This is a genomic window from Vreelandella subterranea (assembly GCF_900111305.1).
Lineage (GTDB): Bacteria > Pseudomonadota > Gammaproteobacteria > Pseudomonadales > Halomonadaceae > Vreelandella > Vreelandella subterranea.
In genome coordinates this window covers 210,437-225,306 of sequence record NZ_FOGS01000001.1, presented here as the reverse complement: position 1 = coordinate 225,306, position 14,870 = coordinate 210,437, and the positions used below count along the sequence as shown (strand labels likewise).

The window sequence follows — 14,870 nt, the reverse complement described above, 5'->3', positions numbered from 1 at the left end:
GCGTATTCATTGCTGCTAGCGACAAGGGATAGAGCGTTTACGACAAACATCTGCCAAGGCAATAAAAGTAACTGCCGAGCTATGGAGCCCTTCGAGTATCGTCTTGGCAGGGATGTCTCGAATAGATATGTGAATGCCTTTGCTGAGCAAGTTCCGGAAGGCGGAGGAGATAGGCTGGATAAGCGCAATTCACTCTATCGAGCAGAATAATAATCCACAGGAGCCAGCCATGAATGCAGCCAATCGCGGAGTCGTCTACAAGGGGCCGGGTGAGGTCGCCGTTGAGTCTATCGCTTATCCCGAACTTGCCCTTGGCAATCGCAAGTGCGAGCACGGCGTGATTCTCAAGGTCGTCACCACCAATATCTGCGGCAGCGACCAGCATATGGTTCGCGGCCGCACCACTGCCCAGCCTGGCCTGGTACTCGGCCACGAAATCACCGGCATGGTGGTCGAGGCCGGTCGCGACGTTGAATTTATCAAGCCGGGCGACTTGGTCTCGGTGCCGTTCAATATTGCCTGTGGCCGCTGCCGCAACTGCAAGTCCGGCCAGACCGGCATCTGCCTCAACGTCAATCCATCGCGTCCCGGCGCCGCCTACGGCTACGTGGACATGGGCGGCTGGGTCGGCGGACAGACCGAATACGTGATGGTGCCCTATGCCGATTTTAATCTGCTGAAGTTCCCGGATGCCGATCAGGCCATGGAGAAGATCAAGGACCTGACCCTGCTCTCCGATATCTTCCCCACCGGCTTCCACGGCTGTGTGACCGCCGGTGTCGGCCCAGGCAGCACCGTCTATATCGCCGGAGCGGGTCCCGTCGGGCTGGCGGCGGCGGTTTCCGCCCAACTGCTGGGCGCGGCCTGCGTGATCGTCGGCGACATGATCGAAGAGCGCCTGGCCCAGGCGCGCAGCTTTGGCTGCGAGACCATCGACCTGACCCAGGACGGCGACATGGCCGACAAGATCGAGGTGATTCTTGGCGAGCGTGAAGTCGATGCCTTCGTCGACTGCGTCGGCTTCGAGGCCCACGCCTGCGGCTGCAACCACGGCAAGGAAGCGCCTGCCACGGTGCTCAACTCGGCAATGTCGCTGACCCGCGCGGGCGGCCAGATCGGCATTCCGGGCCTCTACGTAACCGAAGACCCCGGTTCGGAGGACAAGGCGGCCCAGCAGGGTGCTTTAAGCATGCGCTTTGGCCTCGGCTGGGCCAAATCCCACAGCTTCCATACCGGCCAGTGTCCGGTGATGAAGTACCATCGCCCGCTGATGCAGGCTATCCTGTTTGGCAAGGTCAACATCGCCGATGCGGTCAATGTCCAGATGATCAACCTGGATCAGGCGCCCCAGGGCTATGCCGACTTCGACGGTGGCGCGGCCAAGAAATTCGTCATCGATCCCCATGGCAGTGTGGCCTGAGAACGCGTTGACTGAGCCGCTGATGAACGCAATAGCTGCGAAACAGACCGCCGCTGCCTGAAAGCGGGGGTGTGATAGACAGTACCGCCCTAGACGGTGCCCGCAGGGTGCCGTCTTTGTGCATTCGGCACCATCCCTATCAAGATAATAATGAGTAACCCATGACCGTCCAGACCGTGACCCCCAAGCGCCGCTTCCGTGGCAAGCCCCGTGGCCGTGATCTCGATCCCAGTCTCCTTGAGGGGTTGCGTGACCTATTGGGCGACGAGCGAAAGGATGCCACGCTGCGCCGCCGGGACCTGCTGATCGAACACCTGCATGCCATTCAGGACGCTCGGGGCCATCTGCTGCTGGCGGAGCTGCGTGCCCTGGCGACCTACATGAACTTGCCCATGGCGGCCGTCTATGAGACCGCTACCTTCTATGCCCACTTCGATGTCATCCACGATGACCAGCTGCCGCCGCCGGCGGTGACCATCCGTGTTTGCGACTCTCTCGCCTGCCAGTTGGCTGGCGCCGAGGCGCTGAAAGCACAGTTGGCAGCCAGCATGGATATCGAGCAGGTGCGTGTTCTCAGAGCACCCTGCATGGGGCGCTGCGACACGGCGCCGGTGGCCGAGGTGGGGCATCATCATGTGTTGTCTGCCACCCAGGCGCGCGTCGCGTCGGTGATCGAGGAAGGGCATTTCCATCCCGAGCCCGTCAACTGGCAGCGCCTTGACGACTATCGCGGCGAGGGTGGCCTGGCATTGCTTCAGGCCTGCCGTGCAGGCGATGTCACGGTAGACGAACTGATGGAGGCGATGCAGCAGGCCAATCTGCGTGGCCTGGGCGGTGCAGGCTTTCCGACCTTCAAGAAATGGTACTTCGTGCGCCAGGAGGCCGGGCCCCGCTATTGCGCCATCAATGCCGACGAGGGCGAGCCCGGCACCTTTAAGGATCGCTACTATCTGGAGCGCTCGCCGCACCAGTTTCTGGAAGGGGCGCTGGTCAGCGCCTGGGCGGTCGACGCCGAGGCGCTGTATATCTACCTGCGCGATGAGTACCCGGCCTTGCATGGCGTGCTGCGCGAGGCCATTGGCGAGATGGAGGCCGCGGGTCTGGTGGCACCTGGCTATATCGTGCTGCGCCGCGGCGCGGGCGCCTATATCTGCGGCGAAGAGTCGGCGATGATCGAGTCCCTGGAAGGCAAACCGGGCAAACCCCGCCACCGCCCGCCGTTCGTGGCCCAGAAGGGGCTCTTTGACCGACCAACGCTGGTCAATAATGTCGAGACCGTCTACTGGATTCCGCTGATCTGGCAGCGTGGTGCCGAGGCCTTTTCCAGCCAGGGCCGACACGGCCGTGTCGGGCTGCGCAGTTTCTCGGTCTCGGGCCGGGTCAAGCGCCCCGGCGTGCATTTGGCACCGGCGGGGATCACCCTCAACGAGTTGGTCGAGGAGTACTGCGGGGGCATGGCCGATGGCCATCGCCTGGTGGCCTACCTGCCCGGCGGCGCCTCTGGCGGTATCCTGCCCGCGTCGAAGGCCGATGTTCCACTGGACTTCGATACCCTCCAGGAGCACGGCGGTTTTATCGGCTCGGCGGCGGTCATGGTGCTGTCCGACCAGGACGACCTGCGTGCGGTGGCCACCAACCTGCTGGCCTTTTTTGCCGATGAGTCCTGCGGCCAGTGCACCCCCTGCCGGGTAGGCACCGAGAAGATGCTGACCCTGCTCGAGGGTGACGAATGGGACGCCGCGATATTGACGCGTCTTTCCCAGGTGATGATGGATGCCTCCATTTGTGGCCTCGGCCAGGCGGCCCCCAACCCTGTGCTTGGGCTGCTCAAGGATTTCCGCGGCGAGCTGGCCGCCCAGAATGTGATTATCAAGGGGTAAGGGAGCATGAGCATGAGTACTAGCGAGCAAGCCTTTACTCTGACGCTGGATGGCGTTGACGTCAGTGCGTACCACGGTGAAAGCCTCTGGCAGGTCGCCAAGCGCGCTGGCGAGACCATTCCGCACCTGTGTTTCAAGGACGCCAGCGGTTACCGCGCCGATGGCAACTGCCGGGCCTGCATGGTGGAGATAGAGGGCGAGCGCGCCCTGGCCGCCAGCTGTCTGCGCATGGCGACGCCAGGCATGGTGGTCAAGAGCGCCAGTTCCGAGCGCTCGCGCACGGCCCGGGAAGGGGTCATGGAGATGCTGCTGGTCGACCAGCCATCCCGCGAAGACAGTCCCGACCGTTCCAGTCATTTCTGGGCCATGGCCGACCAGCTGGCCATCGATGCCACGGCGGTACGCCGCAAGCTGCCCAGGCGCGACGAGCGACAGGCGCCCACCGTGCATCATGTGGCGCCACGTAAAGACGCACTGACGAAGGACAATAGCCACTCTGCCATGAGCGTCAATCTCGACGCCTGCATCGAGTGCAACCTGTGTGTGCGCGCTTGCCGCGAAGTGCAGGTCAACGACGTTATCGGCCTGGCGCACCGCGGCGCGGCCTCGAAGATCGTCTTCGATTTCGACGACCCCATGGGCGACAGCACCTGCGTGGCCTGCGGCGAGTGCGTTCAGGCCTGCCCCACCGGCGCCCTGATGCCCGCCACCGTGGTCGATGAGGCGGGCCACGGTGACTCCGCCGCGGCCGATCGCCAGGTCGACTCGGTATGCCCCTACTGCGGGGTGGGCTGCCAGCTTACCTACCATATCAAGGACGACGAGATTCTTTATGTGGAGGGCCGCGAAGGGCCCTCCAACGAGAATCGCCTGTGCGTCAAAGGGCGCTTTGGTTACGATTATCCGCGTCATCCGTCGCGGCTTACCGTGCCGCTGATTCGCCGGGAGGGCGTGGCGAAAGGGCTCGACCCGGACTTCGACCCCGCCCAGCCCCTGACCCATTTCCGTGAGGCCAGCTGGGATGAAGCGCTGGATTTCGCCGCCAAGGGGCTTGTTGACCTCAAGGCCGCCCATGGTTCGGACGCCTTGGCGGGCTTCGGCAGCGCCAAGTGCTCCAACGAAGAGGCGTGGCTGTTCCAGAAGCTGGTGCGCACCGGCTTCGGCTCCAACCATGTGGACCACTGCACCCGGCTATGCCACGCCAGTTCAGTGGCGGCGCTGATGGAGTGCATTGGCTCCGGTGCCGTGACCGCCTCTTTCATGCAGGCCAGCCAGGCCGATGTGGTGATCCTTATTGGCTGCAACCCGGCGGCCAACCACCCGGTGGCGGCCACCTTCTTCAAGCAGGCGGCCAAGCGCGGCACCAAGCTGTTGATCCTCGACCCCCGTGGCCAGGCGCTGGACGCCTACGCCCACCGGAGCGTGCGCTTCTCGCCGGGGGCCGACGTGGCGCTGTTCAACGCCATGCTCAATGTGATCATCAGTGAAGAGCTCTATGACAGCGCCTATATCGCCGAGCACACCGAGGGCTTCGAGGCCCTTAAGACGCACACGGTGGACATGACCCCCGAGGCGATGAGCGGCCTGTGCGGTGTCGAACCCGAGACCATCCGCGAAGTGGCCAGGCTGTACGCCACCGCCGAGCGGGCGATGATCTTCTGGGGCATGGGTATCTCCCAGCACACCCACGGCACCGACAACGCCCGCGGCCTGATCTCGCTGGCGCTGGCCTGCGGCCAGACCGGGCGCCCCGGCACCGGTCTGCACCCGCTGCGTGGCCAGAACAATGTTCAGGGTGCCTCCGATGCGGGCATGATCCCCATGGTGATGCCGGATTACCAGCCGGTCAGCGATGCGCAGGTGCGTGCGGCCTTCGAGGAGCTGTGGAATACCCAACTGGACCCTACGCCGGGTCTTACCGTGGTGGAAATCATGGACGCTATCGCCGCGGGCACCATTCGCGGCATGCTTATTCAGGGCGAGAACCCGGCGATGTCCGACCCGGACCTCGACCACGCCCGGGCGGCCCTTGCCAAGCTGGAACACTTGGTGGTGCAGGACCTCTTCGTCACCGAGACCGCCCAGTTTGCCGATGTCATCCTGCCAGCCTCCGCCTGGCCCGAGAAGAACGGTACGGTGACCAACACCAATCGCCAGGTGCAGATGGGTCGCGCGGCCTTGCCGCTGCCGGGGCAGGCCAAGCCGGACTGGTGGATTACCCAGGAGATCGCCAAGCGATTCGGCCTGGACTGGAACTACCAGCACCCGCGGGACGTCTTCGCCGAGATGCAGCAAGGCATGGCCTCGCTGGACAATATCTCCTGGGAGCGCCTGGAGTGCGAGCAGTCGGTCACCTACCCCTGCTCGGCGGAGGACGCGCCGGGCGCTGACGTGGTCTTTTCAGAGGCCTTTCCCACCGCCAGCGGGCGGGCGAAATTCTCGCCCACCCGGCCACTGCCGCCGAATGAGCCGGTGGACAATGACTACCCAACCGTATTGACCACCGGCCGCCAACTGGAGCACTGGCATACCGGTTCCATGACGCGCCGCGCCAAGGTGCTGGATGACCTGGAGCCAGAGGCGGCGGCGACACTGGCCCCCGCTGAGTTTGCCAGGCTGGGAATGGCGCCGGGCGACGACCTGACCATTGCCACCCGGCGAGGGTCCGTTACGCTCAAGGCGCGGGTCGATCCCGGCATGCCAGAAGGCATGGTCTTCCTGCCCTTCTGTTATGGGGAGGCCGCGGCCAATCTATTGACAAACCCGGCACTGGACCCGGTTGGCAAGATTCCGGAGTTCAAATATGCCGCCTGCCGGTTGAGTCCCGCGGACGCGGCCTGATCGGTCACGTTTCACTCACTTTCCTGACTCGCTCTCCCCGCCCATGGAGGAATCCTCCATGGGCGCTGTCATGTCTCGACGTTTAACAAAGCGCCGTAGTCGACTTTGCTGCACCTGTGACGTGTTGATATTCAACGTTAATTGTCCCCACGAAAATTGTCATGCGCTACATGCTCACCGTATTGTTCTTAACAAGCATTAGGAAAAATATAAATCAATAAGGTTGTGGAGGCGTGCGTCAGATTATGCGCTCGCCTTGACGCAACAGGACTTATAACGGGGAATTTGCATGAACGAGACCCTTGCAGAGGCTGGGGTGGAAACGGCAGTGACGACAGACGCATCGTCGTGTTTTGCCCGCTTCGTCAATGTTCAAAAGAGTTACGACGGTATCGAGTTGGTCGTCAAGGATTTCAACCTTGACATCCGCAAGGGTGAGTTCGTCACCCTGCTGGGGCCTTCAGGCTCCGGAAAGACCACCTGCCTTATGATGATGGCAGGCTTCGAAACCCCCACCCACGGTGAGATTTTGCTGAAAGACAAGCCGATCAGTGGCTTGCCGCCGCATAAGCGTGGCATTGGCATGGTCTTTCAGAACTACGCGCTTTTTCCGCACATGACAGTGGCCGAAAACCTTTCTTTCCCGCTTGAAGTACGCCATCTCAGCAAGGCCGAGATCAAGGAGAAGGTGGACAAGGCACTGGCCATGGTGCGTTTGGAGGAGTTCGGCGACCGTCGCCCGGCACAGCTCTCTGGTGGCCAGCAGCAGCGTGTGGCGTTGGCCAGGGCGCTGGTGTTCGAGCCTGAGCTGGTGCTGATGGATGAACCGCTGGGCGCGCTGGACAAGAACCTGCGTGAGGAAATGCAGTACGAGATCAAGCGGATTCACGCGAGCCTCGGCGTGACCATGATCTACGTTACCCACGACCAGACCGAAGCACTGACCATGTCCGATCGTATCGCGGTCTTCAACGACGGTATCGTACAGCAGTTGGCCTCCCCGGATGAGCTCTACGAACGACCAGAGAATGCCTTTGTGGCGTATTTCATCGGCGAGAACAATCGACTGGTCGGCGAGGTCAGCGAGCGTATCGGCGATGACTGCAAGGTGCGACTCGATAGCGGCGATACAGTAATTGCCAAGCCGGTGGCGGTGAGTGGCGTGGGATCGCGAACGACGCTATCGCTGCGCCCCGAGCGGGTCAGCATACTGCGTGACGATGCCGCAGAGCGTTTCGACAACCAGTTTACCGCCACGGTGCAGGAGGTTATCTACCTTGGCGACCATCTGCGCACGCGGGTGTCGGTGTGTGGTAACGATGACTTCATTTTGAAAACGCCCAACGCCCAAGGGTGTGGGGAGATGCGCCCTGGCCAGCGTATTCAGGTCGGCTGGTCGAGCGACGATTGCCGCGCGCTGGATGCATGAGCCGGACGGCAGTCAAGTACGCCGTTACTCGGCATCTCATGATGTCGGCGGCGATGGCTACAATAAACGGAGAATGATTATGAAAATCAGCATCAATAATCGCATTGCCAAGACCGGTGTCGCTGCCCTGGGGATTTCGGCACTCGCCGTGGCGGTCAGCGCCCATGCCCAGCAGACGCTAAACATTGTGTCCTGGGGAGGTGCCTACAGCATGAGTCAGCACGAGGCTTACGATAAGCCGTGGATGGAGAAGACCGGCGACGAGATCGTCAATATCGACCGGAGTGGTAACGCCCTGGCCGGTCTGCGCGCTCAGTCCCAGGCTGGTAACGTGACCTGGGATCTGGTCGACATGCTGCCCGCCGACGCCATGATTGCCTGCGACGAAGGCCTGATCGAACCGCTAGACCATGACGAACTGCTGGCCGACGCCCCGGATGGCACGCCGCCCAGCGAGGACTTCGTCGATGGCGCCCTGGGCGACTGCTTCGTGGCCTCCATCGTCTATTCCAATATCGTCGCTTTCAATAGCGAGATGTTCCCCGAGGACGACCAGCCCAGCACCATCGAGGATGTCTTCGATCTGGAAAACTATCCCGGCAAGCGGGCCCTGCTGCGCAAGCCGATCAACAACATGGAATGGGCCTTGATCGCCGATGGCGTCGACCGCGAGGAAGTCTACGCCATGCTCGAGACCGAAGAAGGTGTACAGCGTGCCTTCGATAAGCTCGATACCATCAAGAACGAGGTGATCTGGTGGGAAGAGGGCGCCCAGCCACCACAGCTGCTGGCCGATCAGGAAGTCGCCTTTGCCTCTGCCTACAACGGCCGGATCTTCAACGCCATGGTCTCCGAGAATCAGCCCTTCGAAATTATCTGGGACGCCCAGGTGTTCGAATTGGACGGTTGGGTCGTGCCGACTGGCAAGCTCGACAAGGTGAAAGATTATCTCCATTTCGCCACTGATACCCAGCGTCTTGCCGACCAGGCCCAGTACATTTCCTATGGCCCGGCGCGTAAGTCATCCTCTGAGCTGGTGTCTACTCATGCCGAAACCGGTATCGAGATGACGCCGCACATGCCGACCTACGGTCCGAACTTTGAAACGGCACTGCAAAAAGACGACCTGTTCTGGGCCGACTACAACGATGAACTGACCCAGCGTTTCAACGCCTGGTTGTCCCAGTAAGGTGCTGCCGCCGTCCGGTGAAAACCGGGCGGCGGCATGTCGGTAGCCGATCATCGCTGATCGCTTCTTTCGCCTGATGGAGAGTTCCTAAGTGTCCGAATCTTCTGCAGCTCCTTTGAGAACGGCTGATGGCGTGCCGCTCAAGGTCAGTTTGCGTCGTGCAGTACGACGCTCGAGAATAAAGGCGCTGTTACTGGTTGCGCCACTGCTTGTGTTCCTGATTATCGCCTTCGTGATGCCCATCCTGGAGATGCTGTGGCGCAGCGTCGACAATCCTGAGGTGTCTACCCATCTACCGCGTACCGTATCAGCGCTGGAAGGCTGGAATGGTGAGTCGTTACCCGATGAAGCCGCCTTTGCCGCTTTGGCCGAGGACCTCCGCCAGGGCCAGCAGGAACGCAACCTTGGACTGCTGTCCAGCCGCCTGAACTATGAAAAGTCGGGTATGCGCTCGACCATCAGTCGGACGGCGCGCCGCGTTGGCTCCTTGGAGCCGCCCTATCGCGAATCCCTTATCGAGACGAATGATACCTGGGGGGAGCTCGATACCTGGAAACTGATCAAGCGCGAGGCGTCTCCCTATACGATTTCGTATTACCTGTCGGCCATCGACCGCCAGTTGAGTCCGGACGGCGAGATCGTCAAGGTGCCGGAACATATGCAGATCCACGCCACGTTGTTTTGGCGAACGCTGTGGATGAGCGCCGTCATCACCGGGCTGACGCTGGTGCTCGGTTTTCCGGTGGCCTTTCTGTTGGCGAACCTGCCGATGCGCCATTCCAATCTGCTGATGATATTGGTGCTGCTGCCGTTCTGGACCTCGCTGCTGGTGCGCACCACTACCTGGATTGCCATCCTGCAGTCCCAGGGCGTGCTCAATGACGTCATGGTGGCCCTCGGCGTGATTGCCGATGAGGCGCGCTGGCAGATGATCCACAACAAGATGGGCACGATTATCGCCATGACGCACATCCTGCTGCCGTTCATGATCCTGCCGCTCTACTCGGTGATGAAGACCATCCCGCCAAGCTACATGCGTGCGGCACGCTCACTTGGGGGCAAGCCGTTTCTCAGTTTCCGCCGGGTCTACTTTCCGCTGACGATTCCCGGCATCGCTGCTGGCGGCATTCTGGTGTTCATCCTGTCGATCGGTTACTACATCACGCCGGCGTTGGTGGGCGGGCAGTCGGGACGTTTCATCACCAATTACATCGCGTATCACATGCAGACATCGCTCAACTGGGGGCTGGCAGCCGCCATCGCCTCGATCCTGCTGTTCGTGGTGATTATCTGTTATCTGGTATTCAATCGCCTGATCGGCGTCGACAAGGTCAAGCTGGGGTAAACGATGGCCATTCCTTCTTACGCCACCCGTGGCGAGCGCATCTGGCACTACATTTTCCTGGGTATCTGCGGGCTGGTCTTCCTGTTTCTGGTCGGGCCGCTACTGATCATTATCCCGCTGTCGTTCAATGCCGAGCCCTACTTCACCTTCAGCAAGGAAATGGTGACTTTCGACCCGGCAGGCTACTCGCTGCGTTGGTATCAGGACTTCTTCACATCGAGCGCATGGCTCAATGCGATCAAGAACAGCTTCATCATTGGCATTGCCTCCACCTTTCTAGCTACGGTGCTGGGAACCGTGGCGGCGCTGGGGTTGTCGAGTCGCCACATGCCAGCACGTGGCGCGATCATGGCGCTGTTGATCTCACCGATGATTGTGCCGCTGATCATCTCCGCGGCGGCGATGTTCTTCTTCTTTTCCAAGGTCAACCTTGCTCAGACCTACCTGGGTGTGATCCTGGCCCATACGGCGTTGGGTATTCCCTTCGTGGTCATCACCGTGACCGCGACGCTATCGAGTTTCGATACGACGCTGATCCGTGCCGCGCATAGTCTCGGCGCCAACCCGACACGCACCTTCTTCAAGGTGGTGCTGCCACTGGTCACGCCGGGGGTGGTGTCGGGAGCGTTGTTCGCCTTCATCACGTCCTTCGATGAGGTGGTCGTGGTGCTGTTCATTGCAGGCCCTGAACAGCGCACCATGCCGATCCAGATGTGGTCGGGCATTCGCGAACAGATCAGCCCGACGATTCTCGCCGTGGCCACCCTGCTGGTGTTGCTCTCGATGCTGCTGCTCACCACCCTTGAGCTGCTGCGTCGCCGCGGTGAACGACTGCGGGGGCTCTCACCCGGCTAAGCACAAGAAAAAGGGGGCACCTAGGCCCCCTTAATACAGTTTGATGGCTATCTGATGCTCTCACCCCTGGGCTAATTGCAGCGAAGGCGTATCGTATTCCAGGTTTTCGAGCATCCGGGTGGCATACCAGTCGACAAAATCGATCACCCCGAACTCATAGGTCTCGGAGTAGGGGCCGGGCTGATAGGCCTTGGAGTTGATGCCCCGTTGGTTTTCTTCGGCGAGTTGACGGTCCTGGTCGTTGGTCGCGTCCCACACCCGGCGAAGCTGGTCGGGGTCGTAGTCGACGCCTTCTGCGGCATCCTTGTGCACCAGCCACTTGGTGGTCACCAGGGTTTTCTGGGGGCCAAGGGGCAGCACGCGGAAAACGATGGCGTGGTCACCCATGAAATGGTTCCAGGAATTGGGCAGATGCAGGATGCGCAGCGACCCCATATCGGCGTTGGGCAAGCGGCCCATCAACTTGTCGCAGCCGGGCTTGCCATCCATCGTCATCGAGACAATGCCATCCAGCATGGGGGTTCGCGTCATGCGGTTACGCTGGCCAAAGCGCTTCAGTTGGTAGGGGACTTGCTCACGATCCCAATCTGCCTGCTTGCGCGCCACCAATGCCTTGTAGGCGGGCGTGGCGCGGGGGTCGTCGGTGTCATCAAATTCCTGCAACGAGTTCAGCAGCTCAGGGTGCGCGCCGTTGCAGTGGTAGCATTCGCGGTTGTTTTCAATCACCAGCTTCCAGTTGGCTTGCTCGACGATGCTCGACTCCGTGGCGACCTTGACGTTGTCCATCTGGTACGGCTCAAGATAATGCTCGAGCGTTTCCAGGAACTCGTCCATGGCGGGCGGTTCATCGCTTAGGTTGATAAAGATGAAGCCACCCGCCGTGCGTACATGGACCGGCTTGAGGCCAAATTGATCAAGGTTGAAGTCGCTGCCCATATCGCTCCCGGCGAACAGCAAGCGTCCATCAAGCTCGTAGGTCCACTGGTGGTAGGGGCAAACCAGTTTTGCCACCTTGCCTTTGTCCTTTGTGCAAAGCCGTGACCCGCGGTGGCGGCAGACATTGTGGAAAGCATGAATCGTGCCCTCACCGCCGCGCACGATGACGATCGGATTATCACCGACGTCCAGCGTCATGAAGTTACCCTTGGTGGGTATCTCGCACGTCATCCCGGCGAACAGCCACTCTTTCTCGAAAATTTCCTGCATATCAAGCGCGAACAGGCGGGCGTCGTTATAAAACGGCTGCGGAAGCGAAAAGGTGCGCTTTCTTGTCTGCAGCATCTCGACCGTTGACTCACGAGCCGCGGCAAGTGGGTCTTCCATTGTATTCAGCACATGTTTTTCCATACCAGTATCCTCGTAAACCACTGCTCCCCCTCAAGGGCTGCGAGTCGGCCGTTAGTCAAGATTGCTCAATCTTGTTGTTCTGTCGCGTAACCTGGCGCTTTGTTCATACCCGACCTGCATCGAGTGACAGATTGTGTGGCAGGCACCTCCCTGCCGGTTATCCAGCCGCGACATCAGGTGATGTAGCGACGACTAAAAAAGCGATTTGCAGACGATAAAGAGTGTCACGAGGTAAGCGCGCGTCGCTGTCAGGTAAGTCGGTTGGCAGGCGCGTCCCCAAAATGCAGCTCAACGGTACTGGCCGCATGAAGAATGCGGTTGAGTGATGCATAGCGATGAAGGCTGGTCAGGCAGAGGCGAAAATGACAACTAACTACTTCAATCCGGTCACGACCCAAACCTGGACCAACGGCCGACATCAGGTACGTTGCGTGAAGGTGATCCAGGAAACCCAGGATGTACGCACCTTCTGCTTCATGGCCGAGCAGCCGGTGCTGTTCTTCTTCAAGCCGGGGCAGTTCGTGACGCTGGAGCTCGAGATCGACAATGAGTCGGTCATGCGCTCCTATACGATCTCCAGTTCCCCCTCCATCCCTTACAGTTTTTCGATCACCGTCAAGCAGATTCCGGGGGGCAAGGTCTCCAATTGGCTGCATGCCAATTTAAAGGTCGGCGACGAACTGGTCGTGCATGGGCCGGTCGGCGATTTCAACTCGATCGATTACCCTGCTGAAAAGGTGCTGTTTCTGTCGGGCGGCGTTGGCATTACCCCGTTGATGTCGATGACCCGCTGGCTTTTCGATACCAATGCCAGCGTCGATGTCGAATTCGTGCACAGTGCCCGCGCCCCTCGCGATGTGATTTATCACCGCGAGCTGGTGCACATGTTTTCGCGCATCCCTGAGTTCAAGCTGCATATCATTTGCGAGAGCAAGGAGGATATCGGCGAGGCCTGGGCGGGCTACCGTGGCTATCTCACCCAGCCGCTGTTCGAGCTGATGGTGCCGGACTTCATGGAAAGGGAGATCTTTTGTTGCGGCCCACCCCCTTACATGAATGCCATCAAGAACATCCTGCGTGCCAACAACTTCGACATGAATCACTACCACGAGGAGTTGTTTGGCGCCACGCCGCTCGACGTTCGTGAGGATGTGCGCGAGCTGGCCGAGCAGGCCGAGGTCGAAGCCGAAAACGTCGATACCAGCGAACTGCACAGCATCGAGTTTGCGTCGACGGGCAAAAGTGTCCGCATCCAGCCCGAAGAGACGGTTCACTCGGCGGCGGCGAAGCTTGGCCTGCATATTCCCAAGGCCTGCGGTATGGGGATTTGCGGCACTTGCCGGGTCGCGATCAAGTCGGGCGAAGTGGAAATGGAGCATAACGGGGGGATTACCGAAGAGGATATTGAAGATGGCTACATCCTGTCTTGCTGTAGTCGTCCGAAGGGCAACTTAATCGTGGATTTCTAGTGGCACATGATAGGTGTATTCGCTGATGACGACGCTGCCGAACAAGCCACTGGCCATTGGGTTTGTGCTCTTGCACCGCTTTACGCTCTTTCCATTCGCCGCCTTCGTCGACTGCCTGCGCCTGGCCGCCGACGAAGGCGACCGTAGCCGCCAGCTACGTTGCCACTGGCATTTCATGACCAGTGGTGGGCAGGCGGCACTCTCCAGTTGTGGCGCGACGATCTCACCCTGTGAGGCGTTTCGCGACCCCGGTGAGTTTGACTACATCGTGGTGATCGGCGGCGTCCAGGAGGAACAGGACGCCACCGATAGCGCCGCCCTCGCTTACCTGCGTCAGGCGGCAAAGGTGAATGTGCCATTGATTGGCGTGTGTACGGGCGTATTCGCCCTGATTCAAGCGGGTTTGATGACGGGGCGTCGCTGCTGCATCAGCTGGTATCACCATCGCGACATGCACCATCGTTTTCCTGGTGCAGAGCCTGTTGCGGATCGCTTGTTCATCGACGATGGCGACAGGATCACCTGTGCCGGAGGAGCCGCCGCGGCGGACCTGGCGGGCTACCTGGTAGAAAAGCATCTGGGTAAGGCGTGGGCGATGAAGAGCCTGAACATCATGCTGCTTGATGAAGCCCGAAAAGGCGCCCATCCCCAACCTCAACCCGTCGTATTCGGCAAGGTCGACGACCGGCTGGTGCGCCGTGCCATCGCAGTGCTCGAGCAGCACCTCGGGGAGATCATCTCGATGGATGAGCTGGCCGGGCGGGTGGGGACATCCCGCCGCAACCTGGAGCGTCGCTTCAGCGACGTTCTGGGCGTTGGCCCCCAGAAATTCGCGCGGGATCTGCGCCTTCGCTACGGCGCCTGGCTACTGCATTACACCGGCAAAAGCATTACCGAGATAGGTGAGCGCTGCGGCTTCGCCGATACGGCCCATTTCTCACGCCATTTCCGTACCGCCTTCAATATGACGCCGTCGGAAATGCGCAAACGTGCTGGCTCGCCTGGCAATGATCAGGTCGATCCTTTCTTTCTTCATATTGATGGCCGCCTGGCGGTCTGAGGTGGCTTTCTCAGGCCGCCTGGGAAGCCCCCTAA

Annotated in this window: 10 protein-coding genes; 9 read left to right on the top strand and 1 reads right to left on the bottom strand. The window is 60.5% G+C overall.

Annotation, left to right across the window (positions count from 1 at the left end):
• The first annotated feature begins 229 nt into the window (after positions 1–229).
• From fdhA to BMX75_RS00970, 7 genes are all read left to right on the top strand, one after another.
• Positions 230–1,420 (top strand): formaldehyde dehydrogenase, glutathione-independent, encoded by a 1,191-nt coding sequence (fdhA, locus tag BMX75_RS01000; RefSeq protein WP_092824470.1) that lies wholly within the window; start codon positions 230–232, stop codon positions 1,418–1,420.
• Positions 1,421–1,581: 161 nt separating this feature from the next.
• Positions 1,582–3,300 carry an NAD(P)H-dependent oxidoreductase subunit E gene (locus tag BMX75_RS00995; protein ID WP_092824468.1) on the top strand — a complete coding sequence of 573 codons (1,719 nt, stop codon included), beginning with the start codon at positions 1,582–1,584 and terminating at the stop codon, positions 3,298–3,300.
• A gap of 12 nt (positions 3,301–3,312) precedes the next feature.
• Complete coding sequence (gene fdhF, locus BMX75_RS00990; protein WP_092824466.1) at positions 3,313–6,141, top strand: formate dehydrogenase subunit alpha; 2,829 nt, start codon at positions 3,313–3,315, stop codon at positions 6,139–6,141.
• A 289-nt stretch (positions 6,142–6,430) separates the two neighbouring features.
• Positions 6,431–7,570, top strand: a complete 1,140-nt coding sequence (locus tag BMX75_RS00985; RefSeq protein WP_092824464.1) for an ABC transporter ATP-binding protein — start codon at positions 6,431–6,433, stop codon at positions 7,568–7,570.
• Positions 7,571–7,649: 79 nt separating this feature from the next.
• Complete coding sequence (locus BMX75_RS00980) at positions 7,650–8,759, top strand: extracellular solute-binding protein (RefSeq protein WP_092824462.1); 1,110 nt, start codon at positions 7,650–7,652, stop codon at positions 8,757–8,759.
• Positions 8,760–8,850: 91 nt separating this feature from the next.
• Positions 8,851–10,104 carry an ABC transporter permease gene (locus BMX75_RS00975; RefSeq protein WP_092824460.1) on the top strand — a complete coding sequence of 418 codons (1,254 nt, stop codon included), beginning with the start codon at positions 8,851–8,853 and terminating at the stop codon, positions 10,102–10,104.
• 3 nt (positions 10,105–10,107) lie between these two features.
• Positions 10,108–10,959 carry an ABC transporter permease gene (locus BMX75_RS00970; RefSeq protein ID WP_092824458.1) on the top strand — a complete coding sequence of 284 codons (852 nt, stop codon included), beginning with the start codon at positions 10,108–10,110 and terminating at the stop codon, positions 10,957–10,959.
• 60 nt (positions 10,960–11,019) lie between these two features.
• Here the strand turns inward: BMX75_RS00970 and BMX75_RS00965 are convergent, their stop codons facing one another.
• Positions 11,020–12,306: an aromatic ring-hydroxylating oxygenase subunit alpha gene (locus BMX75_RS00965; protein ID WP_092824456.1), complete on the bottom strand. Its 1,287-nt coding sequence runs from the start codon at positions 12,304–12,306 to the stop codon at positions 11,020–11,022.
• A gap of 362 nt (positions 12,307–12,668) precedes the next feature.
• Between BMX75_RS00965 and BMX75_RS00960 the strand changes: the two genes are divergently transcribed.
• Positions 12,669–13,775, top strand: a complete 1,107-nt coding sequence (locus tag BMX75_RS00960; RefSeq protein ID WP_092825078.1) for an FAD-binding oxidoreductase — start codon at positions 12,669–12,671, stop codon at positions 13,773–13,775.
• A 25-nt stretch (positions 13,776–13,800) separates the two neighbouring features.
• Entirely contained in the window at positions 13,801–14,835 is a 1,035-nt protein-coding gene (locus tag BMX75_RS00955) for a GlxA family transcriptional regulator (RefSeq protein WP_092824454.1), read from the top strand.
• Positions 14,836–14,870 lie beyond the last annotated feature (35 nt).

Bases quoted from the DNA above. Each gene is read 5' to 3' on its own strand.
- BMX75_RS00980 (WP_092824462.1), top strand. From the start codon at position 7,650: ATGAAAATCAGCATCAATAATCGCATTGCCAAGACCGGTGTCGCTGCC.
- BMX75_RS00970 (WP_092824458.1), top strand. From the start codon at position 10,108: ATGGCCATTCCTTCTTACGCCACCCGTGGCGAGCGCATCTGGCACTAC.
- BMX75_RS00960 (WP_092825078.1), top strand. From the start codon at position 12,669: ATGACAACTAACTACTTCAATCCGGTCACGACCCAAACCTGGACCAAC.
- fdhF (WP_092824466.1), top strand. From the start codon at position 3,313: ATGAGTACTAGCGAGCAAGCCTTTACTCTGACGCTGGATGGCGTTGAC.
- fdhA (WP_092824470.1), top strand. From the start codon at position 230: ATGAATGCAGCCAATCGCGGAGTCGTCTACAAGGGGCCGGGTGAGGTC.
- BMX75_RS00955 (WP_092824454.1), top strand. From the start codon at position 13,801: ATGACGACGCTGCCGAACAAGCCACTGGCCATTGGGTTTGTGCTCTTG.
- BMX75_RS00985 (WP_092824464.1), top strand. From the start codon at position 6,431: ATGAACGAGACCCTTGCAGAGGCTGGGGTGGAAACGGCAGTGACGACA.
- BMX75_RS00995 (WP_092824468.1), top strand. From the start codon at position 1,582: ATGACCGTCCAGACCGTGACCCCCAAGCGCCGCTTCCGTGGCAAGCCC.
- BMX75_RS00965 (WP_092824456.1), bottom strand. From the start codon at position 12,306: ATGGAAAAACATGTGCTGAATACAATGGAAGACCCACTTGCCGCGGCT.